Source organism: Isoptericola sp. NPDC057391, from assembly GCF_042668085.1.
Lineage (GTDB): Bacteria > Actinomycetota > Actinomycetes > Actinomycetales > Cellulomonadaceae > Isoptericola.
This window is the reverse complement of the sequence record NZ_JBHVBO010000002.1, coordinates 43,868-66,891: the sequence shown is the minus strand read 5'-3', so window position 1 is coordinate 66,891 and position 23,024 is coordinate 43,868. Positions and strand designations below refer to the sequence as shown.

General features: G+C 72.5%; 19 protein-coding genes. 13 read left to right on the top strand and 6 right to left on the bottom strand.

Annotation, left to right across the window (positions count from 1 at the left end):
- Positions 1-14: 14 nt before the first annotated feature.
- From ACFUVW_RS00705 to ACFUVW_RS00695, 3 genes are all read right to left on the bottom strand, one after another.
- Positions 15-1,907, bottom strand: a complete 1,893-nt coding sequence (locus ACFUVW_RS00705) for a right-handed parallel beta-helix repeat-containing protein (RefSeq protein ID WP_430569423.1) — start codon at positions 1,905-1,907, stop codon at positions 15-17.
- Between the two features lie 47 nt (positions 1,908-1,954).
- On the bottom strand, positions 1,955-4,390 hold the full coding sequence (locus ACFUVW_RS00700; RefSeq protein ID WP_430569422.1) for a glycoside hydrolase N-terminal domain-containing protein: 2,436 nt from the start codon (positions 4,388-4,390) through the stop codon (positions 1,955-1,957).
- 325 nt (positions 4,391-4,715) lie between these two features.
- The gene (locus tag ACFUVW_RS00695; protein WP_430569421.1) at positions 4,716-5,453 is read right to left on the bottom strand and encodes a FadR/GntR family transcriptional regulator; all 738 of its coding nucleotides are present in this window, start codon (positions 5,451-5,453) and stop codon (positions 4,716-4,718) included.
- Positions 5,454-5,656: 203 nt separating this feature from the next.
- Between ACFUVW_RS00695 and ACFUVW_RS00690 the strand changes: the two genes are divergently transcribed.
- The 9 genes from ACFUVW_RS00690 to rbsD all read left to right on the top strand — a co-directional run bounded on the left by ACFUVW_RS00690 (position 5,657) and on the right by rbsD (position 14,722).
- A complete protein-coding gene (locus ACFUVW_RS00690; protein WP_430569420.1) occupies positions 5,657-6,811 on the top strand; it encodes a mandelate racemase/muconate lactonizing enzyme family protein in 1,155 nt (384 codons plus the stop codon).
- Positions 6,808-7,827 (top strand): hydroxyacid dehydrogenase, encoded by a 1,020-nt coding sequence (locus ACFUVW_RS00685; protein WP_430569419.1) that lies wholly within the window; start codon positions 6,808-6,810, stop codon positions 7,825-7,827. The genes ACFUVW_RS00690 and ACFUVW_RS00685 overlap by 4 nt, the downstream gene beginning before the upstream one ends.
- 50 nt (positions 7,828-7,877) lie before the next feature.
- On the top strand, positions 7,878-9,338 hold the full coding sequence (locus ACFUVW_RS00680) for a hypothetical protein (RefSeq protein WP_430569418.1): 1,461 nt from the start codon (positions 7,878-7,880) through the stop codon (positions 9,336-9,338).
- Positions 9,339-9,427: 89 nt separating this feature from the next.
- Positions 9,428-10,705: an ABC transporter substrate-binding protein gene (locus ACFUVW_RS00675; RefSeq protein ID WP_430569417.1), complete on the top strand. Its 1,278-nt coding sequence runs from the start codon at positions 9,428-9,430 to the stop codon at positions 10,703-10,705.
- A gap of 25 nt (positions 10,706-10,730) precedes the next feature.
- Complete coding sequence (locus ACFUVW_RS00670) at positions 10,731-11,624, top strand: carbohydrate ABC transporter permease (RefSeq protein WP_430569416.1); 894 nt, start codon at positions 10,731-10,733, stop codon at positions 11,622-11,624.
- Positions 11,621-12,475 (top strand): carbohydrate ABC transporter permease, encoded by an 855-nt coding sequence (locus tag ACFUVW_RS00665; RefSeq protein WP_430569415.1) that lies wholly within the window; start codon positions 11,621-11,623, stop codon positions 12,473-12,475. The genes ACFUVW_RS00670 and ACFUVW_RS00665 overlap by 4 nt, the downstream gene beginning before the upstream one ends.
- 42 nt (positions 12,476-12,517) lie before the next feature.
- A complete protein-coding gene (deoC, locus tag ACFUVW_RS00660) occupies positions 12,518-13,222 on the top strand; it encodes a deoxyribose-phosphate aldolase (protein WP_430569414.1) in 705 nt (234 codons plus the stop codon).
- A gap of 55 nt (positions 13,223-13,277) precedes the next feature.
- Positions 13,278-14,228, top strand: a complete 951-nt coding sequence (locus ACFUVW_RS00655) for a ribokinase (protein WP_430569413.1) — start codon at positions 13,278-13,280, stop codon at positions 14,226-14,228.
- Positions 14,225-14,722: a D-ribose pyranase gene (rbsD, locus tag ACFUVW_RS00650; RefSeq protein ID WP_430569412.1), complete on the top strand. Its 498-nt coding sequence runs from the start codon at positions 14,225-14,227 to the stop codon at positions 14,720-14,722. The genes ACFUVW_RS00655 and rbsD overlap by 4 nt, the downstream gene beginning before the upstream one ends.
- Positions 14,723-14,772: 50 nt before the next feature.
- Here the strand turns inward: rbsD and ACFUVW_RS00645 are convergent, their stop codons facing one another.
- Positions 14,773-15,447 carry a DUF4287 domain-containing protein gene (locus ACFUVW_RS00645; RefSeq protein ID WP_430569411.1) on the bottom strand — a complete coding sequence of 225 codons (675 nt, stop codon included), beginning with the start codon at positions 15,445-15,447 and terminating at the stop codon, positions 14,773-14,775.
- 242 nt (positions 15,448-15,689) lie between these two features.
- On the opposite strand from ACFUVW_RS00645, the gene ACFUVW_RS00640 reads away from it, so the two are divergent.
- Positions 15,690-17,342 carry a DHA2 family efflux MFS transporter permease subunit gene (locus ACFUVW_RS00640; protein WP_430569410.1) on the top strand — a complete coding sequence of 551 codons (1,653 nt, stop codon included), beginning with the start codon at positions 15,690-15,692 and terminating at the stop codon, positions 17,340-17,342.
- 85 nt (positions 17,343-17,427) lie between these two features.
- On the opposite strand, the gene ACFUVW_RS00635 is transcribed toward ACFUVW_RS00640, so the two are convergent.
- Positions 17,428-18,789: an MFS transporter gene (locus tag ACFUVW_RS00635; RefSeq protein WP_430569409.1), complete on the bottom strand. Its 1,362-nt coding sequence runs from the start codon at positions 18,787-18,789 to the stop codon at positions 17,428-17,430.
- Positions 18,790-19,045: 256 nt separating this feature from the next.
- Here ACFUVW_RS00635 and murA point away from each other — a divergent pair, with 256 nt between their 5' ends.
- The 3 genes from murA to ACFUVW_RS00620 are packed head-to-tail and all read left to right on the top strand — an operon-like array spanning position 19,046 to position 22,208.
- Entirely contained in the window at positions 19,046-20,362 is a 1,317-nt protein-coding gene (gene murA / locus ACFUVW_RS00630; protein ID WP_430569408.1) for a UDP-N-acetylglucosamine 1-carboxyvinyltransferase, read from the top strand.
- 41 nt (positions 20,363-20,403) lie between these two features.
- Entirely contained in the window at positions 20,404-21,162 is a 759-nt protein-coding gene (locus ACFUVW_RS00625) for a lysophospholipid acyltransferase family protein (RefSeq protein WP_430569407.1), read from the top strand.
- The gene (locus ACFUVW_RS00620) at positions 21,159-22,208 is read left to right on the top strand and encodes an NAD(P)H-dependent glycerol-3-phosphate dehydrogenase (RefSeq protein WP_430569406.1); all 1,050 of its coding nucleotides are present in this window, start codon (positions 21,159-21,161) and stop codon (positions 22,206-22,208) included. Before ACFUVW_RS00625 ends, ACFUVW_RS00620 begins: the two co-directional genes overlap by 4 nt.
- Positions 22,209-22,226: 18 nt before the next feature.
- On the opposite strand, the gene ACFUVW_RS00615 is transcribed toward ACFUVW_RS00620, so the two are convergent.
- Positions 22,227-22,937, bottom strand: coding sequence for a hypothetical protein (locus ACFUVW_RS00615; protein ID WP_430569405.1), 711 nt, complete (start codon positions 22,935-22,937; stop codon positions 22,227-22,229).
- Positions 22,938-23,024 lie beyond the last annotated feature (87 nt).

Here is a 23,024-nt window from a genome sequence, read left to right as displayed (position 1 = left end):
CGGCCGCGGGGAGGTCAGTCGACGGGGTAGGGGAACTCGTCGGTGACGCCGATCTGGTCGTACTGCATCCGCGCGGCGTCGAACCCCTCCTCCCAGCTGCCGTTGGTGACCTCGTTGCAGTCGTACGACTGGTAGGACTGGTCGGTGGTCTCGCCGACCTCGACGTTGCTGAACGCGAAGCCGCAGCCACCGGCGTCCATGTGCACCCCTCGGGTGCCGCTGTCGGGCATGGCCCCGGCCGGGTCGGGGACGACGTCGCCGATGACCATCTGGTCGACGGTGTTCTGCACGGGGTGCGGCTCCTGGTTGTCCACCCCGTAGGTGTAGAACGCGCCCATGTCGCCGGAGTCGAGACCGGCCTCGTCGATCCGGATGTACCGGAACGTGTTGTTGTCGGTGTACTGGTCGCCGTCGACCACCTCGGGCCGCGACTCGAGGCTGATCCCGTACCGGGCGGAGTGCTTGACGTGGACGTGCTCGACGGTGTTGTCCCCGGTCGACATGAGCTCGATGCCGGCAGCGTCGCCGGGCACCAGCTCGCCGACGTGGTCGATGTACAGGTTGCGGAACGTGTGGGCGTGGGTGAGGTCGCCCTCGCCGGGCCAGCCGCCCTCGACCTTGATGCCGTCCGCGCCGATGTTCTCCAGCAGGGAGTCCTCCACCGTGAGGTGGTCGTTGGCGAACAGGGCGTACACGCCCATGAAGCCGGTGTCCTGGATGTGCATGCCGGTCAGGGTGATGTTGCTGGTGTTCTCGAGGGTGATGGCGCCGAACCGGTTGCGGGGCATCTCGATCTGGCGGTCGTACTCGGGGTACTTGTGCGGCTCGCCCGAGTCGCCCGCGCTGATCCACCCGGCGCGGTACCAGTCGACGAAGTCGGAGTACTGGACGCCGATGCCGTCGAACGTGATGTCGTGGACCCTGTCCTCGGCGGACGCCCCCTTGACGTCGATCACCTTCGAGACGGTCGGCTTCATGATGGTGACGTCGTCGATGTCGCCGCGGGGCATGTAGTACAGCTCGCCGGCCTCCCGGTCCACGTAGTACTCGCCCGGCTTGTCCAGGAACGGCATGGCGTTCTGGATGTAGTAGCGCGACCCGCTGCGGCTGTTGACCAGGGCGTACCGCGACCAGTAGTCGAACGTCGCGAAGCCCTTGCGGTAGTCCGCGCCGCCGATCGGGATGGTGTCCGTGAACCAGCTCCAGGACCCGCCCGACCACACCGTGATCTGGGCGTCCTTGAGCGGGTTGCTGTCGGCGGTGTCGTCCCAGGCGGGGTCCCAGTCGCCCTCCTCCCAGTACAGCCAGCTGCGGACGGCCTCCTTCTCCGGCTCGGTGATGGTGGAGAACAGGTAGGGGGCCTGCGTGTCCTCGGACGTCCGGTTGGGGTGGCGGGCCAGCTCCGTGCGCTCGCCGTCCTCGAACAGCGTGTAGAACTGCTGGTCCGGGTCGAACGTCGTCCTGTAGATGCCGTCCTTGTAGGGCTCCCAGCCGGTGACGGGTTCGGCGCCGACGAGGTTGGCCTTGCCGGGGCCGTCGGCGGACCGGTAGATCACCTGGTGGCCGTTGGTGCCGGAGTCCTTCTCGGTGAACTCGGTGGTCTCGGTGACGGGGTAGTCGCCCTCGGCGAGGTTGACCACGATGTCGCATCGCATCTTGCGCTCGTGGTTGAGGCCGAGGTCCTGGATGTGGTCGCGGGCCTTGTCGAGGCTGGCCCAGGGCCTCCTCTCGGTCCCCTTGCCGCGCTCGTCGTCGCCGTCGGGCGAGACGTAGAGCTGCGGGCACCTCGCGGACTTCGCGGTGCTGGCGGCGTACGGGTCGAAGGCCGTGGCCCCGACCCCGACCGCGGCGACCGCACTGATCGCGACGACCGCCGCGGTGCCCGTCCTGATCCATCGTCTGGACATCGCTGTCCCCTTCTCGTGAGTGGTGCGGGTGTGGCTGGTGGGTGGGTTCAGGAGGTCGGCTGGACGACGTAGGTGGCGCCGCGCCGCGTCTCGAACACGGCCAGGCCGTCCTCGGGGCGCTCGACGGAGACCGGGCCGCGCGGTCCCACGACGCGCACGGGCCCGTCGGTACGCAGGCGGACGGTGCGGCCGAGCAGCGACCGCACGCGCGCGTGCTCCAGCCGGCCGGAGGACCACGTCATCGTGATCTCGAAGCCCCCGCGGGTGCGCAGGCCGCGCACGCGGCCCTCGGGCCACGCCTCGGGGAGGCACGGCAGCAGCCAGACCTCGCCGGAGTGCGACTGCAGGAGCATCTCGTTGATCGCCGACGTGCCGCCGAAGTTCCCGTCGATCTGGAACGGCGGGTGCAGGTCGAACAGGTTGGGCGCCGTGCGGCCGGGGGAGAGCAGCTGCGTGAGGTGCGTGTAGGCGGCGTCGCGCTGCAGGAGGCGGGCGCGGATGTTCATCTTCCAGGCCAGCGACCAGCCGGCCGTCACGGCGGGGCCCCGCAGCTCGAGGGAGCGGTCGGCCGCTGCGGCGAGCTCGGGTGTGCGGCGCGGCGTGATCTGGTCGCTGGGGAACACGCCCCACAGGTGCGAGACGTGGCGGCTGGTCTCGGTGGCCGCGTCCTCCCAGTCGATCAGCCACTCCTGGAGCTGGCCGAGGTAGCCGATCTGGTTCGGCGGCAGCCTGTCGCGCGCGGCGAGGGCCGCCGCGGCGGTCCCGCGGTCGAGGCCGAGCTCTCGCGACGCCTTGTCGAACGTGGTGAAGAGGTCGCGCAGGATCTGCATGTCCATCGTCGGGCCGGCGCAGAGGCTCACGCCCTCGCCGTCGTCCTCGTGGTGCTTGAGCTCGGGGGAGTGCGAGGGGCTCGTGACCAGGTAGCCGGTCGCGTCGTCGACGACGAGCGTGTCGAGGAAGAACTCGACGGCGCCGCGCAGCACCGGGAAGTACTCGCGCAGCGTGTCGAGGTCGCCGGTGTACTCGTAGTGCTCCCAGAAGAGCAGCGACAGCCACGCGCCGCCGGTGGGCCACACCCCGTAGAAGGCGTGGTCGACGGGCGCGGTCCCGCGCCACAGGTCGGTGTTGTGGTGCGCCACCCACCCGCGGGCGCCCCACATCTTCTGCGCCGTCCGCGCCCCCGACTCCGCGAGCTCCTCGATCATCGCGAACAGGGGGCGCCAGCACTCGGCGAGGTTCGCCGGGCCGGCGGGCCAGTAGTTCATCTCGCAGTTGATGTTGAGCGTGTACTTCGACTGCCAGGCGGGCAGCATCTCCGCGTTCCAGAGCCCCTGCAGGTTGGCGGGCTGGCCCGGGGTACGCGAGCTCGAGATCAGCAGGTACCGGCCGAACTGGTAGTACAGCGCGGCGAGCTGGGGGTCGCCGCCGGCGCGGAACACCGCCACCCGCTCGTCGGTCGGCAGGTCCGCCGACGGCGAGGTGCCGAGGTCCAGGTCGACGCGCCCGAAGAGCTCCTGGTGGTCGCGCACGTGCGCGCGGCGCAGGACGCCGAAGCCCTTCACGCTCGCGCGGTCCAGCGGCGGCTCGGCCTGCGCGAGGGGGTCGCCGCCCACGTCGAGGTAGCTGCGGTGGCTGGTGCCGATGGTGACGAGCAGCGTGACGGCGTCCGCGCCCCGGACCCGCAGGCCCGCCTCGTCGCAGACCACCGACCCGCCCTCGGCGACGGCCCGCGCGAGGGCGACGAACCGCACCTCGCCCTCGAGGCCCTCGGCGTCGCCGGAGCGGCCCTCGAGGGCGAGCGTCCGGCCGTCGTGCGCCAGGGTGGTCGTCTCCTGGAGCGAGGCGAACGTCGCGTCGACCGAGACGGCGCCCGGCGCGTCCGCGCGCAGCCGCACGACGATCGCCTGGTCGGCGTGGCTGGCGAACACCTCCCGGGTGTGGCGCACGCCGTCCGCGACGAACGTCGTGGTGGTCACCGCGGTGGTGAGGTCGAGCGTGCGGCGGTACTCCGCGACGTCGTCGGTCAGGCCAGGGAAGGCGAGGCGCAGGTCGCCGACGGGCTGGTACTGCATCTGCTCCGTGGGGCGGCCCATGAAGCGCGCGTCGGCGAGCCGCTGGGCCTCCGCCCAGCGCTCCTCGACGAGGAGGCGCCGGATCTCCGGCAGGGCCTCGGCGCCGGCGGGGTCGGCGTAGTCGTGCGGGCCGCCCGCCCAGACGGTGTCCTCGTTGAGCATGAGCGTCTCGGCGGCGACGCCGCCGAAGACCATGGCGCCGAGCCGGCCGTTGCCGACCGCGAGCGCCTCCAGCCACGCGGCCGCGGGCCGCGGGTACCAGAGCCGCAGCGGGTGGTCGTCGGGGTCGTCGCCGGGGCCGGGGGTCTCCGCCCGGGCCTCGCCGGGGCGGGCTCCGCCGGCCAGCACGACCGCGCCGGCTGCGGCGGCTCCGGTCGATCTCAGCAGGTCGCGTCGGGTGAACGAGGTCATCGCATCCACATCCCTCTCGTCGTCCGTCTCGTCGTCGAGGCCACGAAAGGTCGAACGGCTGCCCGTGCGGTCGGGCGTCGTCGCCTTCGGTACCGGAACTGCAGGGTGTTGCTGGAGTGCTGCGCGGCCGGTGGAGGTGGGGCAGCCCTGCCCCGCCGTCCTCGCGCCCGAGTGGTCAGGGACGCGGTGCCGCGATGGATCGAATGTAGTACATCACATGTAGTACAAGTCAACAGGTCGAGAAGAGGCCCGGGCCTCCGGGCGGCGGCGCGGCCGTCGCGGGAGGGCCGGGCCTCCGGGTGGGACGAGAGCGCGGCGTGCGGGGCTACTCCTGGGGGCGGCGGCGCGCCCAGGACGACGTGATGTGGTCGCGCATCGCGGCCTCCGCGCCGTCGGCGTCGCCGGCGACGAGCGCCTCGAGGATGCGCGTGTGGCCCTCGTGCGTCGAGCGGATGTCGTCGACGCTCGGGGTGCCGCTGTACTGCGGGGAGTGCAATGCCTTGCCCTGCACGCTGGAGACGATCGCGCGGCCGAAGGCGTCGCGGGAGGCGCGGTGGATCAGCTCGTGGAACTCGAGGTCGACCCGCGCGTACGCGGTGGGGGCGTCGATCAGGCCCGCGAGCTCGTCGAGCTTCGCCGCGAGGGCGGCGCGCTGCTCGGCGTCGAGCCTGCCCGCCGCGCGCCGCGCCATCGCGCACTCCAGGGTGGTGCGGATCTCGATGAGGTTGTCGAGGTAGACGAGCCGGTCCTCGCGCTGGAAGAGGGCGTCGAGGACGAGCGGGTCCAGCAGGCTCCACTGGTCCTGGTCGAGCACGATGGTGCCCCAGCCCTGGCGGGACGCGACGAGCCCCTTCTCCACCAGGGCGGTGGTGGCCTCGCGGATCACCGTGCGGCTGACCTCGTACTGCTCGCAGAGTGCGCCGGCCGGGGGGAGCGCGCTGCCCGGGGGGTACTCGCCGACGACGATCGCCGTGACGAGGCTCTTCACCACCGCGGCGGCGAGCGGCGGGCGGTGTCGCTGGGGGCGGGGCACCGCTCCGGCGGTCGAGGGCGTCGTTGTCATGTCGTCCGGGCTCCGTTCTGCGTCGCGGCCTGCGCTGACGGCCACCCCGAGCGTAGCGGAGGCTTGCGTACTCATCACTCGTATCATAAGTTATGACTCAGCCGACCGGCTCGACGAGGCGCGGGCACCCCGCCGCGGCACCTCCCACGACCCCGGCCTCGAGACGCGCGCCGACGGCGGCGCGCGCGGAGTAGGAGCAGCGGATGCGCATCACGGGATACCGGACCCTCACCACCGTCCACCGATGGGGGCGCCCGGTGGGCGACGTCAACGGCGTCGTCGCGGACGGGGTGACCGAGGTGCCGGTCGTGCTCCTCGAGACGGACGCCGGGGTCACCGGCGTCGGCCTCGGCGCGAGCGGCGACCTCGACCTGGTCTTCGGCGCCCTCGAGGGCCAGGACCCGCGCGCGGTGACCGCGCTGTACGACCGCATGCTCGCGTTCGTCTTCAAGTCCGGGCACGCGGGCAGCACGTTCGGCACGATCGGCGCCTTCGACATGGCGCTGTGGGACCTCAAGGCCAAGCTCGCCGACGAGCCCCTGTGGCGCACCCTCGGCGCGTCGGACCGCTTCGTGCCCGCGTACGCGTCCGGGCTCGAGTACGCGCTGCCCGACGACGCGCTCGTCGAGCTCTACGAGCCCTGGGCCGAGCGCGGCTTCACCGGCGCCAAGGTCAAGGGCGGCCTCGACGTCGACCGCGACGTCAAGCGGCTCGCCATCGTCCGCGACGTCCTGCGCGAGAACACCGACCACCCCGACCTCATGTACGACGTCAACGAGGCCTGGGGGCGCCACCAGGCCGTCCGGTTCGCCCGCCGCGTCGAGGACCAGGTCGACATCATGTGGATCGAGGAGCCCGTGCGGCGGTGGGACGTCGCCGGGCACCGGGCTGTCGCCTCCGAGCTGCGCGCCGCGGTCGCCACCGGCGAGAACCTCACCGGCCTCGAGCAGTACGGGCCGCTGCTCGACCGCGACGCCGTGGGCGTCGTGCAGGCCGGCAGCGTCTGGGGCATCACCCACTTCCTGCGGGTCTCCGTGCTGGCGCTCGGCCGGGACCTGCCCGTGAGCCCCGTCGGCTACAACGCCAACCCCGTCGCGCACGCGTCCGCCGCGGTGCCCAACCACCTCGTCACCGAGGTGCAGGACCTCACGTGGCCGGTGGGCCTGCACGTGGACCAGGAGATCCAGGACGGCGGCATCGTCCTCGGCGACCGGCCGGGGCTGGGCATCGAGGTGGACGAGGAGCTCATCGCCACCAACCGCGAGTCGGGCACCTGGGCCGTGCCGTCCGGCCCGCACGTGCGGCCCGTCGACGCCGGCCTGCGGCTGGCGCGCCGCCGCGCGGGCGAGCACCGATGAGCCCGGACCCTCGGGCGCTCGACGTCCGGCCCCGCGCCGTCCTGGCCTTCGATCCGCCCGCGCTCGTCGAGCGGATCTTCGGGCCCGACGGCCTCGAGCGGCTGCGCGCGGTCGTCGACCTCGACCCGGACGTCGTCGTCGAGGTCGCGTCGGCGGCCGCGCGCGGCAGGCTCGCCGAGGCCGAGCTGCTGGTCGCGGGCTGGGGCGCCCCGCCGGTGCCGGCGGGCCTCGTGCCGCGGCTGCGGGCGGTCGCCTACGCGGGCGGCGTCGCGCGCACCTGCGTCGCCGACCCGGCGGCGCTCGCGGCGCGCGGCGTGACGGCGTCGAACGCCCGCGCCGCCAACGCGGTGCCGGTCGCCGAGTACGCGCTGGCCATGATCCTGCTCGCGAACAAGAAGGCGCACGCGGCCGAGCGGGCCTACCGCGACCGGCGGGTCGCCCCGGACGTCGAGCGGTTGCTCACTGGCGCGGGGAACTTCCGCCGCACCGTCGGGATCGTCGGTGCGTCGCTGGTCGGCCGCCGCGTCGTCGAGCTGCTGCGGCCGTTCGACCTCGAGGTGCTGCTGTACTCCCCGGAGCTGGCGCCCGGGCCCGTGCCGGGCCTGCCCGGGGCCCGGGCGGCGGATCTCGACGAGGTCGCGGCGCGCAGCGACGTGCTGTCCCTGCACCAGCCGCTCACCCCCGCGACCGCGGGGCAGATCGACGCCCGGGTCCTCGGCCTGATGCCCGACGGCGCCACGCTGATCAACACCGCCCGCGGCGGCGTCGTCGACGGCGAGGCGCTGCTCGCCGAGCTGTGCACCGGCCGGATCGACGCGGTGCTCGACGTCACCGACCCCGAACCGCTCCCGCCGGACAGCGCGCTGTGGAGCCTGCCGAACGTGGTGCTCACGCCGCACCTGGCGGGCTCGACGGGCACGGAGCTGCGCCGGATCGGCGACTCCGTCGTGGCAGAGGTCGAGCGGTTCGCCCGCGGGCTGCCGTTCGCGCACCCGGAGGAGCTGGTGGCGTCGTGACGACAGACGTGCGCGAGGATGCCACCCGCAGCAACGAGGCAGGAGGACGCATGGCCGCAGGACAGGCGGGCCCCGACGTCGCGGCGCTCGCGCGCTGGATGCGCACGTGGGTGGGCGACGAGGGGCAGATCCGCGGGTTCCACAACCACAGCGTGTGGGGCACCAACCCGGCGACGTTCGTCGACTTCACCAGCGGCCACCAGGCGTTCTCCGCCCCGGCGACCGCGGCGTTCGGCGAGGTGCTGGGACGGTTCCCGGACGACCGCGGGCTCGACCTGTGGCGCCGGATGATGCTCTTCCAGGCGCGGACCGTGCAGGACGACGGGCAGTTCCGCCACATCGGGTTCCAGGTGGGGGAGTCGGCCACCGCGGGCCTCATCCACAACATGGTGGGCTGCCTCGGCCTGCTGGAGGGCCTGCGGCACGCCGGGCACCTGCTGGCCGACGACGAGCGCGCCGAGGTGCTGGCGGCCGTGCGGCGCGACCTGGACGCGTGCCGCGTCTACGGCGGCGGCCGGCCCACCCCCGACGGCACGGTGAACCAGGAGTACGCCCGCGTCTGGGCGAAGCTGCGGTACGAGGAGCTGAGCGGCGACGGCGTCTATGCCGGCGAGCTCGAGGACGACCTCGACGCGCTGGTGCGCCTCAGCCACCTGCGGGGCGTGCCTGACGAGGAGTCCGTGGGCGTGCTCCGCCAGCCGACCGACCGGGAAGGCGGCGGCATCCTCGAGCCCGCCGAGTACTACGGCCTCATGGTGGTGCCGCTGGTGCTGGGCGCTCGCCGGTTCGGCCGGCCGGACCTCCTGGCAGAGGCCGTCGCGATCTGCCGGCACGTCGCGCGCTCCGCGTGGACCGACGACGCGGGGTGCACGCGGTTCCACCGCTACTGGTACGTGCGGGGCGACCGGCACCTGCTCTCGACCACGCCGATGCTCGTCGCCGGGATGGGGCTGAGCCTGTACGGCATCGAGGAGGTGCTCGCCGAGGCGGACGTGCCCGAGCTGGGCGCGTTCCGCGACGCGTGCCTGCGCACGTACGCGCACTACCAGTCGCCCGCCGGCCCGTTCGTGTCGGCGACGGGCTGGCACCACGAGGCCGACGTCGCGCCCAGCACGGCCTGGCACGCGCACGACCTGCTCTTCCTCGCCCGCCACGCGCTGGCCCGGGGCGGCGTGGGCGCGTCGTTCTGGGACGACGTGTTCGCGGACCCCGACCGGCAGGCAGTGATCCTGTCGGACCGAGCGTTCTGGGCCGAGGACGGCGTGCACTGGTGCATCCTCAGCCCGTACACGGCGGGGGACCTCAGCATCTTCGGCCGCAAGGACCGCGACACGTTCGCGCGGTCGTTCTTCGCCTGGACGGACAAGGAGCCGCTGCCGGCGGAGCTGGAGTACCCCGGGGCGCCCGCGTTCTTCGTCGCGGACGAGGGGATCTTCCGGATCGACGACTCGGACCGGCCGACGGACGTGACCGTGGTCGGCCCCGTCCCGTACCGAGGTCGGCTCGACTAGGGGCTGGTGGCGCGCCACCTCTCACATGTAGCATGTATGACAAGTGGTCCTCGTCCTCGAGGACGACGCACCCACCCAGGGAGACAACGATGTCAGCAAGGTTTCGGCGCGGGGCGATCGGCGCCTCCGCGCTCGGGCTCGTACCCGTCCTCGCCCTCACGGCCTGCAGCTCCGACGATGGCGGCGGCAGCTCGGGCGGCGGCGACCAGGTGCGGATGCTCGTGAACATCACCGACAACCTCACGCAGGCGAAGTGGGACGAGCTCGTCGCCCCCTTCGAGGAGGAGACGGGGATCGACGTCAAGATCGAGGGGCCGAGCGGCCAGTCGGTCGCCGAGACGTTCCCCACGCAGCTCGCGGCCGGCACGGCGCCCGACGTCATCCAGTCGATCTTCCCCACCGAGGACACGGCGCCCGAGATCCTCGACCTGTCGGACCAGGACTGGGCCCAGGGCACCCCGATGGCCGACCTGTACTCCACGGACGGCGCGATCAACGTGGTCGGCGTGGGCATGCAGGCCCAGTCGCTCCTCTACTACAACAAGGACCTCTTCGAGAAGGCCGGCATCACCGAGCCCCCCGCCACCTGGGAGGAGATGGACGCCGCGCTGAAGGCCCTGCAGGACGAGGGCGTGAAGAAGCCGATCGGCTTCGCCTCCGAATGGGCCACGGGCGTCCAGGTGCAGCAGGTCTGGCACCCGCAGCAGAACCTCACCACCCCCGGGTGGCAGCAGGCCGTGGCCGGCGGCTCCTCGACCCTCGGTGACCAGTTCCAGCCGATGTTCGAGCACGTGGCCGACTGGATCGACGCCGGCTACACGACGGCCGACGACGTGGCCACGGACAGCGGCACGCAGGAGGCGAACTTCATCGCCGGCGACGTCGGGATCTACCCGATGGGCTCCTGGTTCACCACGACGCTCGCGGGGTCGCCACCCGAGTTCGAGGTCGGGATCTTCGCGCCGCCCGTGGACGACGCCGGCGACCAGCCGGCGCCGATGGGCGCCACGATGGCGTTCCCGTACATGGTCTGGAACGGGACGCAGGCCAAGGACGCCGCCACGCAGCTCGTGGAGTACCTCGTGACGGACGAGGCCGCCATCGCCGCCCAGGCGGAGATGGACAACTTCAACCGCGAGGGCCTCGACACCAGCGCCAACCCCTACGCGGGCCAGGTCCAGGAGCTGCTCGACGCCGCGCCGTCGTTCGTCGTGCCCGGCAACCAGACGGTGGGCGACTTCGCCCTGCCGGTCGCGGGGTTCAACGAGAAGTTCACCGAGGTCGCGCAGGGGCTGTGGCAGGGCACGTCGGCCGCGGACGCCGCCGCCCAGCTCACCGCCTGGTACGACGCGGAGGCAGCGGGCTGACATGGCTCGAGCGAGGACGGCACGCGTGCTGGGGAGAAGGGGCGCGCTGGGCCGGGGCCTGATGACCGTCCCGGCGGCGCTGGTCTACGTCGGTCTCATGGTGGTGCCCGTCGGGTACGCCGTCTACTACTCGTTCACCGAGTACAACGGCATCCCGACCCAGACGCCCGAGTGGGTGGGGCTGGAGAACTACACGCGGATCTTCACCGACCCGACGGGCGACATGCACTCGTCGCTGTGGGTCACCGGGGTCATCGCGGTGGTCGGCGCGTTCGCCGTCAACGCGATCGCGCTGGCCCTGGCGCTCCTGCTGCGCCGGACCACGCCGTTCACCGCGTTCGCCCGGGCCGTGATGTTCTACCCGCACGTGCTGTCGGCCCTCATCGTGGGCTTCCTGTGGCAGGCGATCCTCGGCCCGCAGGGCGCGGTGAACAACCTGCTCACCGGGTCGGGCCGGTCGGCCCTGCCGTTCCTGTCCGACCCGGACTGGGCGCTCGCGACGATGATCGCCGTCATCGTGTGGGCCCAGCTCGGCGTCCAGCTCGTGCTGTACCTGGCCGGGCTGCAGGCCGTGCCGGCGGACCTCCAGGAGGCGGCGACGCTCGACGGCGCCGGCCGCGTGCAGGTGTTCCAGCACGTCACGTGGCCGGCGCTCGCCCCCACCGTGACGGTGACGATCGTGACGTCGGTGCTGTCGCTGCTCAAGGTCTACGAGGTCGTCCTCGGCCTGACCAACGGCGGGCCCGGCGACGCCACGCAGACCTGGGCCTACGAGATCCTCGCGGTCTCCTTCGCCAACAACAAGGTAGGCCTGGCGTGCGCCCAGGCGGTCCTCCTGATCGTCGTCGCCGGGATCCTGTCGTTCACGATCATCGCGCTGCGCAGGCGCGCCGAAGAGGGAGCGGAGGCGCTGTCATGAGCCTGTCGGGCAGCCGGACGGCGCGGTCGCGCGCGACCGTGCGCACCGTGGCGATCGCGGTCCTGTCGGTCGCGATGCTCGTGCCGCTGTACATCGTCGTCGTCAACGCGTTCAAGCCGCAGCAGGAGATCCTGCTGTCCCCGCTCGGGTTCGACCCGGCCACGGCCACGACCCAGTTCCTGCAGGACGCGTGGACCAACCCCAACTTCCCGGTCGTCTCCGGTTACGCGGTGACGCTCTTCCTCGTCGTCGCGTGCAACGTCGTGGCGATCGGGGTCTCGGTCCCCACCGCGTACGTGATCGCCCGGACGCCCACGGCCTGGTTCCGGGTGCTGCTGATGTTCTTCGTGGCGGGCATGTTCATCCCCGCGCAGATCATCCTGGTGCCGGCGATCTTCGTGCTCAAGGCGCTGCACCTCATGGGGACCCTGCCGGGCCTGGTGCTCTTCATGTCGTCGACGATGATCCCGTTCACCCTGTTCATCTTCACCGGGTACATCCGCATGCTGCCGAAGTCCCTCGACGAGGCGGCGGCCATCGACGGCGCGAGCCAGCAGCGCGTGCTGTGGCGGATCGTGTTCCCGCTCATGAAGCCGATCGTCGCGACGGCGTTCATCCTCAACGCGCTGAGCGCGTGGAACGACTTCGTCAGCCCGCAGCTCATCCTCGGTCCCGGGTCGTCGTTCCGGACCATCACCACCGGGGTGTACGCGGCCGTGTCCTCGTACACGACCAACTACGAGATCGTCTTCCCCACCCTGCTGCTGGCGGTGGTCCCGATCCTGCTCATCTTCGTCCTCATGCAGCGGCACGTCATGAGCGGCCTGTCCGCCGGCGCGGTCAAGGGCTGACCTGCGCACCCCACCCGTCTCCCACCAGTCTTGGAGCACCGCATGACCCTCGACTTCACCGACCGGGCGCAGGTCGCCCGGGCGATCCAGTACACGAACGTCAACCCCGACCTCACCCGCGACGGCGTGGTGAAGCACCTCGAGACGTGCGCGGCCTACGGCTTCGACGCCGCGATGATCGCGCCTTACTGGGTGCCGCTGGCCAAGGACGTGCTCGCGGGGACCGGCGTCAAGGTCGCCTCCACGCTCAACTTCCCGATGGCGAACGACACCCCCGAGATGCGGCTTGCGGCCCTGCGCGCGCTCGTCGCGACAGGGGTGGACGAGTTCGACTTCCCGCCGCACCCGGGCCTGCTGCTCGGCGGCGACGAGGACCTGTACGCCCGCGACGTCGAGGACGTCGTCCGGCTCGCGCACGCCGAGGGCGTGGCCGTGAAGGTGATGCTCGAGTTCGGCTTCCTGCCCACCGACGACCTCAAGGCCCGCGCCACGCGGATCGCGTACGAGGCCGGCGTCGACTGGGTGAAGCAGTCCTCGGGCTGGGGCAAGGGCGGCCTGGAGGCGACCGAGCACGACGTCCGGCTGCTCGCCGCGAACATCGAACCGCCGTGCCGGGTCAAGGTGTCCGGCAAGGTCAACTCGCTGGAGAAGATGCAGCGCCTGTTCGAGGCGGGCGCCGAGCTGGTCGGCACCAGCTCCGGGCCCGCGATCGTCGACGGGCTCGTCGGCGACGCCGACGCCTACTGACCCGCACGCCGGACGGCGCAGAAGACCGCACGACGACGCGACACGAAGGGGAGCGATGAGGCTCACGGTGGTGGGGAGCTATGCCAAGGCTCTGGTGATGACGGTCGACCGGCTGCCCGAGGCGGGGGAGACGCTGCTCGGGCGCGAGTACCGCGAGACGTACGGCGGCAAGGGCTCCGACATGGCCGTCCAGGCGGCCCGCCTCGGCGCCGACGTCGTGTACGTCGGGGCGGTGGGCGACGACGCGCACGGCGCGGAGTTCCGGGCCCTGATGGCGGCCGAGGGGGTCGACGACTCCCGGGTGACGGTCGACCCGGCCGCGCCGACGGGGGTCGGGTTCATCGTCAAGGACACGGCCGGGCGCAACCTCATCGTCGTGGACAAGGGCGCCAACGACGGGCTGCTGCCCGAGGTGCTGGACGCGTCCGCCGACGCGCTGCGCGGGGCGGACGTCGTCCTCGCCCAGCTCGAGATCCCGCTCGGCTCCGCCCTGCACGCGCTGGGCGTCGCGCGGGACGCGGGCGTGCCGACGGTGCTGAACCCGGCGCCCGCCGTGGACCTGCGGGGCGTCGACCTCTCGGCCGTGGACGTGCTGACGCCGAACGAGCACGAGGCCCGGGTCGCGCTGGGCATGCCGCCCGGCGACCCCACGCCGGTCGAGGAGCTCGCGCGGCGGCTGCTCGCCCTCGGGCCGCGCGCCGTCGTCGTCACCCGCGGCGAGGACGGCGCGCTCGTGGTCGACGCCGCGGGCGCGACCGCGGTGCCGACCGCGGCGGTCGACGTCGTCGACTCCAACGGGGCGGGCGACAGCTTCAACGCGGCGCTCGCCGTCGCGCTCGGCGAGGGGCACGGCCTGCGGGCCGCAGCCGGCTTCGCGGGCGTCGTGGCGGCGCTGTGCTGCGAGCACTGGGAGACGGTGCCGTCCTACCGGACGCGCGCCGAGGTCGAGGAGTTCCTCGCCACCACGAATGCCACCACGAATGCCACCACGAAGGAGACGGCATGAGAAGCGGACGGATCCTGCACCCCGGGCTGGCCGGGGCGCTCGCGACGCTGGGGCACACCGACGTCGTGCTGGTGACCGACGCGGGGTTCCCCATCCCGAAGGACGCGCACCGGGTCGACCTCGCGCTCACGCGCGGGCACCTCGACGTGCGGACGATCCTGCGGGTGCTTCTGGAGGAGGTCTTCGTCGAGGAGGTGCACCTCGCCACGGAGGTGAAGACGCACCACCCGCGGCTGTACGGCGACGTGCAGGACCTCTTCACCGGGTCGGGCGCCACGTTCCACGGCACCACCCACGGGGACCTCGTCGAGCACTGGGCGCCGCGGGCCAAGGTCGTGGTGCGCTCGGGGTCGTTCGAGCCGTGGGCCAACTTCGCGCTCGTCGCGTCGACCGCGCCGTTCGAGTGGTTCGCCGACGAGGACGTGACGATCCTGCCGGAGTACGTCGAGCGGCGGCGGCTGATCGCCGAGGGCGTGCGTCCCGGGCTCGGGTAGCTCGCCCTCGGCGACCGGCCGGCACCGGTCGGGCACCGGTGGGGTGCCCGTCAGGCGTCGTCGAGCGCCGCCAGCCAGTCGGCCCAGAACGCCTTCCACAGCTCGGCCGCGGCCGCGGAGCCGAGCCGCTCGTGGGTGACGGTGAGCCGCAGCCGGGACCCGGCCGGGTCCAGCGAGAACATCGCGACGCCGTGCTCGCCGTCGCCGTCGGACACGCCGAACCGCGGGCTCTTCACGCCCGGTCGCGACCGCGGCACGAGCGTGAGGCCCGGCACGAGGTCGGCGCGGTCCGCCTCGTCGTCGAGCAGCGCCCGGAGCGCGTCCCGGTCGACGTCGAGCAGCCGCGACCGGCTGACGGAGAACGTGCCGTCCGGCCTCTGGCCCGGCACTCGCAGGCCCGTGATGCGCTCGTAGCCGACCGTGACGGACTGCGCCCACCAGCCGGACACGCCGTGCGCGTCGACGAGCCAGGCGGCGATGGCGGTGTGCCCGGCGTCGCGGCCGGGCCCGGCGTCGACGAGCGCGACCCACTCGTCCCACCCGCGGCCGGTGCTCTCGCGGATCGTGTCGTCGGACAGGTCGGGCTCCGAGACCCAGGCGCGGGCGGGGGTGGTGCCCGGGGGTGCCGCCTGGGCGAGGAGGGTGCGGCGCGCGGCGCCGTACTTCTCGCCGGTGGTGGCCATGCGCGCGCGGACGCGCTTCTTGAACGACTCCTGCGTGGTCATGAGGACTCCTGCGTGCTCGCTCGGTGCGCCACCCGCGGCTCGCGCCCGCCGGCAGGCACCGGTGAACACGGTGTCCTGACCGCGTCGAGCACTCGAGGTCCCCTCTGCCCCCACCGCTCGCGCGGTCCCGACGGCGCGAGCGCCGGTCCGGGGGTCGGGCGGGACGCGCCGCCCTGCCGACCAGCATAGGGGCAGGCCCGGAACGGCGCGCGGGCGTGGGTGGCGCGTGCCACCCTCGTCGCATGTCCACCTCGCCCGGGCGCGCCCCGGTGACCCCGCTCGTCGACCTGCACGGCAGGTCCGCGTGGAGCGTGCTGCCGCCGCTCATCCTCGGCTTCTTCATGATCATGGTCGACACGACCATCGTGAACATCGCCATCCCCACGCTGACCGAGCAGTTCTCCGCCTCCCTCATCGAGGTGGGCTGGGTCAACAGCGCCTACCTGCTGTCGTACGCGGTGCTGATGCTCCTCGCCGGCCGGCTCGGCGACCGCTATGGGCAGAAGTCGGTGTTCGTCGCCGGGCTGATCGTGTTCACGACGTTCTCGTTCCTGTGCGGGTTCTCCGGCAACATCGGCTCGGAGCCCGAGATCGGCTGGCTCATCGCATTCCGCGTGGTCCAGGGCGTCGGCGCGGCGATGATGACGCCGCAGACGATGTCGATGATCACGCGCGTCTTCCCGCCCACCCAGCGTGGCGCGGCGATGGGGCTGTGGGGCGCGACGGCGGGCGTCGCGACGCTCGTCGGGCCGCTGCTCGGCGGCGTCTTCGTGGAGACGATCGGCTGGGAGTGGATCTTCTACGTCAACATCCCGGTGGGCGTGGCGGCGCTGTGGCTGTCGGTCGCGCGGCTGCCGCACCTGCCCTCGCACGGCACCACCATGGACCCGCTCGGCGTGGTGCTGTCCGTGCTGGGCCTCGCCGCCGTCGTCTTCGGCCTGCAGGAGGGCGAGAACTTCGACTGGGGCCACATCTGGGGGCCGTTCTCCGTGTGGTCGATGGTGGGCCTGGGCGTCCTCGTGCTCGCGGTCTTCGTGTGGTGGCAGCACAAGCAGGGTTCGCGGGCGCTGCTGCCGCTGCGGCTGTTCCGCTCACGGAACTTCTCGCTCGCGAACGTCGACGGCATGGTCGTGACGTTCGCGATGATCGGCATCTTCTTCCCGCTGACGATCTTCCTGCAGTCCATCCTCGGCCTCACGCCCATCAACGCGGCGCTCGTGATGATGCCCGGCTCGCTCGTGTCCGGCGTCGTCGCACCGTTCGCGGGCCGGCTGTCCGACCGGGTACCCGCCAAGTGGGTGGTCGCGGCCGGGTTCGCGGCCATCGCCGGGGCGGTGCTGTGGCTCGCGGCGGTGCTCGACCCGGACCTGTCGCCGGTCGCGCTGCTGTGGCCGATGGCGCTGTTCGGCGTCGGCACCGGGCTCACGTTCTCCCCGCTGTCCAACCTGGCCACGTCGGGGCTCGACGCGCGCACGGCCGGTGCGGGCGCGGGCGCGTTCAACACCAACCGTCAGGTGGGCGGCGTCATCGGGTCGGCCGTCGTGGTCGCGGCGCTCTCGGCGCGCCTGGGTGTCACGGTCCCCGCCGCCGCGCAGGACGTCGCCGCGCAGCTGCCGGAGCAGTACCGGCAGGCCTTCGTCGACGGCATCTCGCAGGCGAGCGGCAGCCTCGGCGCGACGGCGGTGGGGTCGGTGCAGCTGCCCGACTCGGTGCCGCCGGCGGTCGCCGAGCAGGTCGGCGCCGCGGCCCAGCAGGCGTTCTTCGCCGGCTTCGCCGACGCGGCGGCGCAGACCCTGCTGCTCGTGGGTGTCGTGCTCGTCGTCGGGGTGCTCTGCGCGGCGGCGATGTCGCCCGTGCAGCACCGCGAGCACGAGACCGCGCCGACGACGGCCTGAGACCCTCGGGAAAGGTTGTGGGCGCTCGTCTGGCGCTATTCCTTCCCGGAACGGCACCAAACGAGCGCCCACGACGCTCGATGGCTCAGGCGCGGATGTCCCCGCTGAAGTCGATGTCCCTGGTCTCCTTCTGCAGCCACAGCGCGACGAACGTGATCGCGGCCATCACCGTGAGGTAGACGCCCACCAGCACGGGGGACTCGGCGGCCTCCCACAGCCACACCGCGACGAACGGCGCGACGGCGGCACCGAGGATCGACGCGAGGTTGTAGGACACGGACGCCCCCGTGTAGCGCACGTTGGCGGGGAACAGCTCGGGCAGCAGCGCCGCCATCGGGCCGAAGGTCAGGCCCATGAGGGTGAAGCCCAGGATGAGCAGCGACTGCACGCCGACGGTGCCGCCCGCGAAGAGGGGCACGAACAGCAGGCCGAAGACGCCGATGCCCCCGGTGACGACCAGCAGCATCGGGCGACGACCGTACTTCTCGGCCAGGGGCCCGGACGCCAGCGTGAAGAGACCGAAGAAGACGCAGCCCACGATGAGCATCCAGAGGAAGTCGATCTTCTCGTAGCCCAGGCCGGCGGGGGAGCCGTCGGTGGGGGAGGTGGCCGCGACGCCGTAGTTCAGCGTGAACGTGGTCATCAGGTAGAAGAGCCCGTACGTGGCGAGCATGATGAACGTGCCCGAGACGATCTTGCGCCACGAGGTGCGGAAGACCTCGGCCACCGGCACCTTCGCCACGGCCTCCGCCTCGACGACCTTGGTGAAGGCCGGCGTCTCGATCAGCTTGAGCCGCACCCACAGGCCGACGATGACGAGCACCGAGCTGGCGAGGAAGGGCACGCGCCAGCCCCACGAGGTGAACTGCGCGTCGGTGAGGGCCTGGGACAGCCCGATGAACACGAGGTTGGCGAGGATGAAGCCGATCGGCGCGCCGAGCTGCGGGAACGTGCCCCAGATCGCCCGCTTGCCGGCCGGCGCGTTCTCGGTGGCCAGGAGGGCGGCGCCGCCCCACTCGCCGCCGAGGCCCAGGCCCTGGCAGAACCGGCAGAGGACCAGCACGAGCGGCGCGAGCACGGCCCAGCCCGGGGTGCTGGCGGCCGGGATGAGGCCGATGACGACGGTGGCGATCCCCATCGTGAGGAGGGACGCGACGAGCGTCGTCTTGCGCCCGACCCGGTCGCCGAAGTGGCCGAAGAGCACCGAGCCGAGCGGCCGGGCGACGAACGCGACGCCGAAGGCGGCGAACGAGGCGAGCAGCGCCGTCGTGCCGTCCTGGTTCGGGAAGAACAGCGCCGGGAACACGAGCGAGGCCGCGGTCGCGTACGCGTAGAAGTCGTAGAACTCGATGGAGGTGCCGACGAGCGATGCGACGATGACACGGCCGCGCGAGTTGACGGCCGGCGTCGGCGTGCTCGGGGCGCCCGACGTGACGGAGGAGGTCATGGTCGACGACCGTACGACCGGCGTCCCGCATCATGAACAGATGTCTCAGAATGTGAATTGCTCCCCGCTGCGTGCCGGTGCCTGCGGCGTGAAGGTGTGGTGAACGTGAATAAGCCCGCCGTGGCGCGTGTTGGCACCACCGTGCCGGGCGAGGCAGGATCGACGGCGCGCTGGGACGACGGCGGACGACGGCATCGACCACGTCGACGACGTCCCGGGACCACTGCATCCGTAACGACGGGACGAACACGACGACATGAACGATCTGCTGCACGTCAACGGCGGGACTCCTCTCGAGGGCACGATCACGGTGCGCGGGGCGAAGAACTTCGTCTCCAAGGCGATGGTGGCGTCGCTGCTGGGTGAGTCGGCGAGCGTGCTGCGCAACGTGCCGCAGATCCGTGACGTCGGCGTGGTCACCGGGTTGCTGGAGCTGCACGGCGTGACGGTGAAGTCGGACCCGGACGCCGGGATCCTGGACCTCGACCCGTCGAACGTGGAGTCGGCGCACGTCGCGGACATCGACGCGCACGCGGGCTCCAGCCGCATCCCGATCCTGTTCTGCGGGCCGCTGCTGCACCGGTTGGGCGAGGCGTTCATCCCCGACCTGGGCGGCTGCCGGATCGGCGACCGGCCGATCAACTACCACCTGGACATCCTGCGCCAGTTCGGCGCCGTCGTGGACAAGATGCCCAACGGCATCCAGCTGCGCGCCCCGCGCCGCCTGCAGGGCACGAAGATCTCGCTGCCGTACCCGTCGGTGGGTGCCACGGAGCAGCTGCTGCTGACCGCGGTGCGTGCCGAGGGCATCACGGAGCTGACGGGTGCGGCGATCGAGCCGGAGATCATGGACCTGATCGCGGTGCTGCAGAAGATGGGCGCGATCATCTCGGTGGACACCGACCGGGTGATCCGGATCGAGGGCGTCGACCGGCTCGAGGGCTACTCGCACACGGCGCTCGGCGACCGGATCGAGACCGCGTCGTGGGCGTCCGCGGCCCTGGCCACCGGCGGCGACGTGACGATCAAGGGCGCGACGCAGCCGGAGATGATGACCTTCCTCAACACGTTCCGGAAGGTCGGCGGCCGGTTCGACGTGCAGGAGGACGGGATCCGGTTCTGGCACCCGGGCGGCGACCTGGACTCCATCGTGCTCGAGACGGACGTGCACCCCGGGTTCATGACGGACTGGCAGCAGCCGCTCGTCGTGGCGCTCACGCAGGCCAAGGGCCTGTCGATCGTGCACGAGACGGTGTACGAGAACCGGTTCGGGTTCACGGACGCGCTGCGCAAGATGGGCGCGACCATCCAGGTGTACAAGGAGTGCCTGGGCGGTCGTGACTGCCGGTTCGGGCAGCGCAACTTCCACCACTCGGCCGTGATCTCGGGCCCGACGCCGCTGTCCGCGGCGGACATCGTGGTGCCGGACCTGCGCGGCGGGTTCTCGCACCTGATCGCGGCGCTGGCGGCGAAGGGGACCTCCACGGTGCGGGGGATCAGCCTGATCGACCGCGGGTACGAGTCCTTCCAGGACAAGCTCGTCGCGCTCGGCGCCGACGTCGCCCGCGGCTGAGGCGTCTCGACCACCGGGGCCGGGAGGTAGGCTCTGGGCCCGTGCCGATCGCCCGTCCTGACTCCCGTGGTTACCGCCTCGTCGCGCGCATCGTGCGGCCGCTGCTGTTCGCGATGGTCCGCTACGACTGGGACGGCGGGCAGGCGAACCTCCCCCGCGAGGGCGGCTTCATCGCCGCTGCCAACCACGTCACCGAGTTCGACGCGCTGACGCTGGCGCACTACCTCTTCGACAAGGGGTTCGAGCCGCGGATCCTCGCGAAGCGCGGCCTGTTCACCGCGCCGGTGGTGGGGTCGGTGCTGCGCGCGACGCGGATGATCCCGGTGGACCGTGGCACGGCCGCGGCCGCCCGGTCGCTCGAGGACGCGGGCAACCAGCTCGGCAGCGGCGCCTGCGTCGCGATCCTGCCGGAGGGCACGCTGACGCGGGACCCGGACCTGTGGCCGATGGAGGGCAAGACCGGCCTGGCGCGGATGGCGCTGGCCAGCCGCCTGCCGGTCGTGCCGGTGGCCCAGTGGGGCGCCCACAAGATCCTGCCGCGCTACGGGCGCCTGCTGCGGCCGTTCCCGCGCAAGCGCGTGACGATCGTCGCCGGCCCTCCCGTGGACCTGTCCGACCTGTACGACCGGCCGATCGACACGCAGACCCTGCGCGAGGCCACCAACCGCGTCATGGACGCGATCACCGTGCAGCTCGCCGGGATCCGCGGCGAGGCGGCCCCGTCCGCCCGCTTCGACCTGCGCAAGCACCCGGAGTACGAGCGCAAGCAGACCGTCTACCCGCCCGTGGAGCGCCCATGACGAACCCGACCGCCGCACCGTCGCCCGCGCCGCCGGGAGAGCCGACGCGCGTCGCCGTCCTGGGCTCGGGATCCTGGGGGACGACGTTCGCGATGGTCCTCGCCGACGCGGGCTGCGACGTCCGGCTGTGGGGCCGCGACCCCGCCGTCGCGGAGGAGGTGACGACGCGGCGCACGCACCACAAGTACCTGCCGGGGGTCGAGCTGCCCGCGATGACCGCCACCACCGACGCGGCCGCAGCGCTGGCCGGCGCGCAGATCGTCGTCGTGGCGGTGCCGTCGCAGGTGGCTCGCGCCACGCTGACGAGCCTGCGCGGGCTGGTGGAGCCCGACGCCGTGGTCGTCTCGCTGATGAAGGGCGTGGAGCTCGGTTCGGACGAGCGCATGAGCCAGGTGATCGTCGAGGCGCTCGACGTCCCGATGTCGCGGGTGGCCGTGGTCTCCGGCCCGAACCTCGCGGCCGAGATCGCGCGCCGGCAGCCCGCGGCGACCGTGGTGGCGTGCACCGACCCGTCGGTGGCGCGGCTCGTCGCCGACGCCTGCTCGAACTCCTACTTCCGCCCGTATACCAACGACGACGTGGTCGGTGTCGAGTTGTGCGGGGCGGTGAAGAACGTCGTCGCGCTGGCCGTCGGCATGGCGCAGGGCCGCGGCTTCGGGTCGAACACGGTCGCAACCGTCATCACGCGAGGGCTGGTCGAGATCACGCGCCTGGGCCTCGAGCTCGGGGCGGACGCCGCGACCTTCGCCGGCCTGGCGGGCATGGGCGACCTGGTGGCGACGTGCACCTCGCCGCTGTCGCGCAACAACACCCTCGGCCGGCACATCGGCGAGGGGATGACGCTGGAGGAGGCGGTCGCGGCCACCGGCACCACGGCGGAGGGCGCCAAGTCGTGCCGCTCGGTGCTCGACCTCGCCGCCAAGCACGGCGTCGACATGCCGATCACCGCCGGTGTCGTCGCGGTGCTCTACGAGGGCCTCCCGGTGGAGGAGATGGCGCGCGGCCTGCTCGCCCGTCCGCAGAAGTCCGAGGGCGTCGGCGGCTGACGCGCGAGGTGGTCGGCGTCAGCCGTCCGCCGGGTCCTGCACGTCGACGACGACGCGCGCCGGGTCCTCGAGCGCGAACACGCGGAACGGCAGCCCGGGCTCGTCGACGCCAACGAACGCGGTCGTGTACCCCTCGAACCAGAACCGGTAGACGACCTCCTCCACGGCCTGCGTGCCGTCGGGGTCGATCGTGGCGCCGTCGTACTCGGCGATCTCCGGGTCCTCGCCGGGCATCGCCATGCCGGACAGGCGCACCTGCAGCACGCCGTCCCCGTCGACGCGCACGGGCTCGCCGCTGCCGTCGTCCGCGGCCGCGTCCACGTACTCGACGCTCCAGCCGGGCCGGCCCCCGCCCTCGAGGTCGAACACCACCCGGTCGAAGCCGTCGTGCCGGCCCACCCGGACGTCCGTGACCACGAGCGCGGCGTCGGCGCTCGGGTCCGCGGAGTCCGGCGACGCGTCGGCGGGGAACGGCGCGGTGGTCGCGGGGCCGTCGCCGGCGGTGTCGTCGAGCGGTGCGTCGTCGTCGCCCGCGTCCGGTGTGCCCGAGGGCGTCCCCGAAGCCGTGTCCGACGGCGTGGCGGCGTCGCCCGGGGACGTCGTCGGGCCGGCGCCGGGGTCGTCGCCGGTGCCGTCGCCCGCGCACGCGGCGAGCGCGAGGGAGAGCAGCGCGGCCGCCAGCGCCCCGGCGACGGGCCGGGCCCTGCCACGGGTCCTGGTGCTGGTCATGGCGCCTCCCGGTGTCGACCTCCGTGCGGCACGACCGTACGCACCCTCGCCCGGTCCTGCAGCGCGTGGCCCGCGGCGGACCCGGCC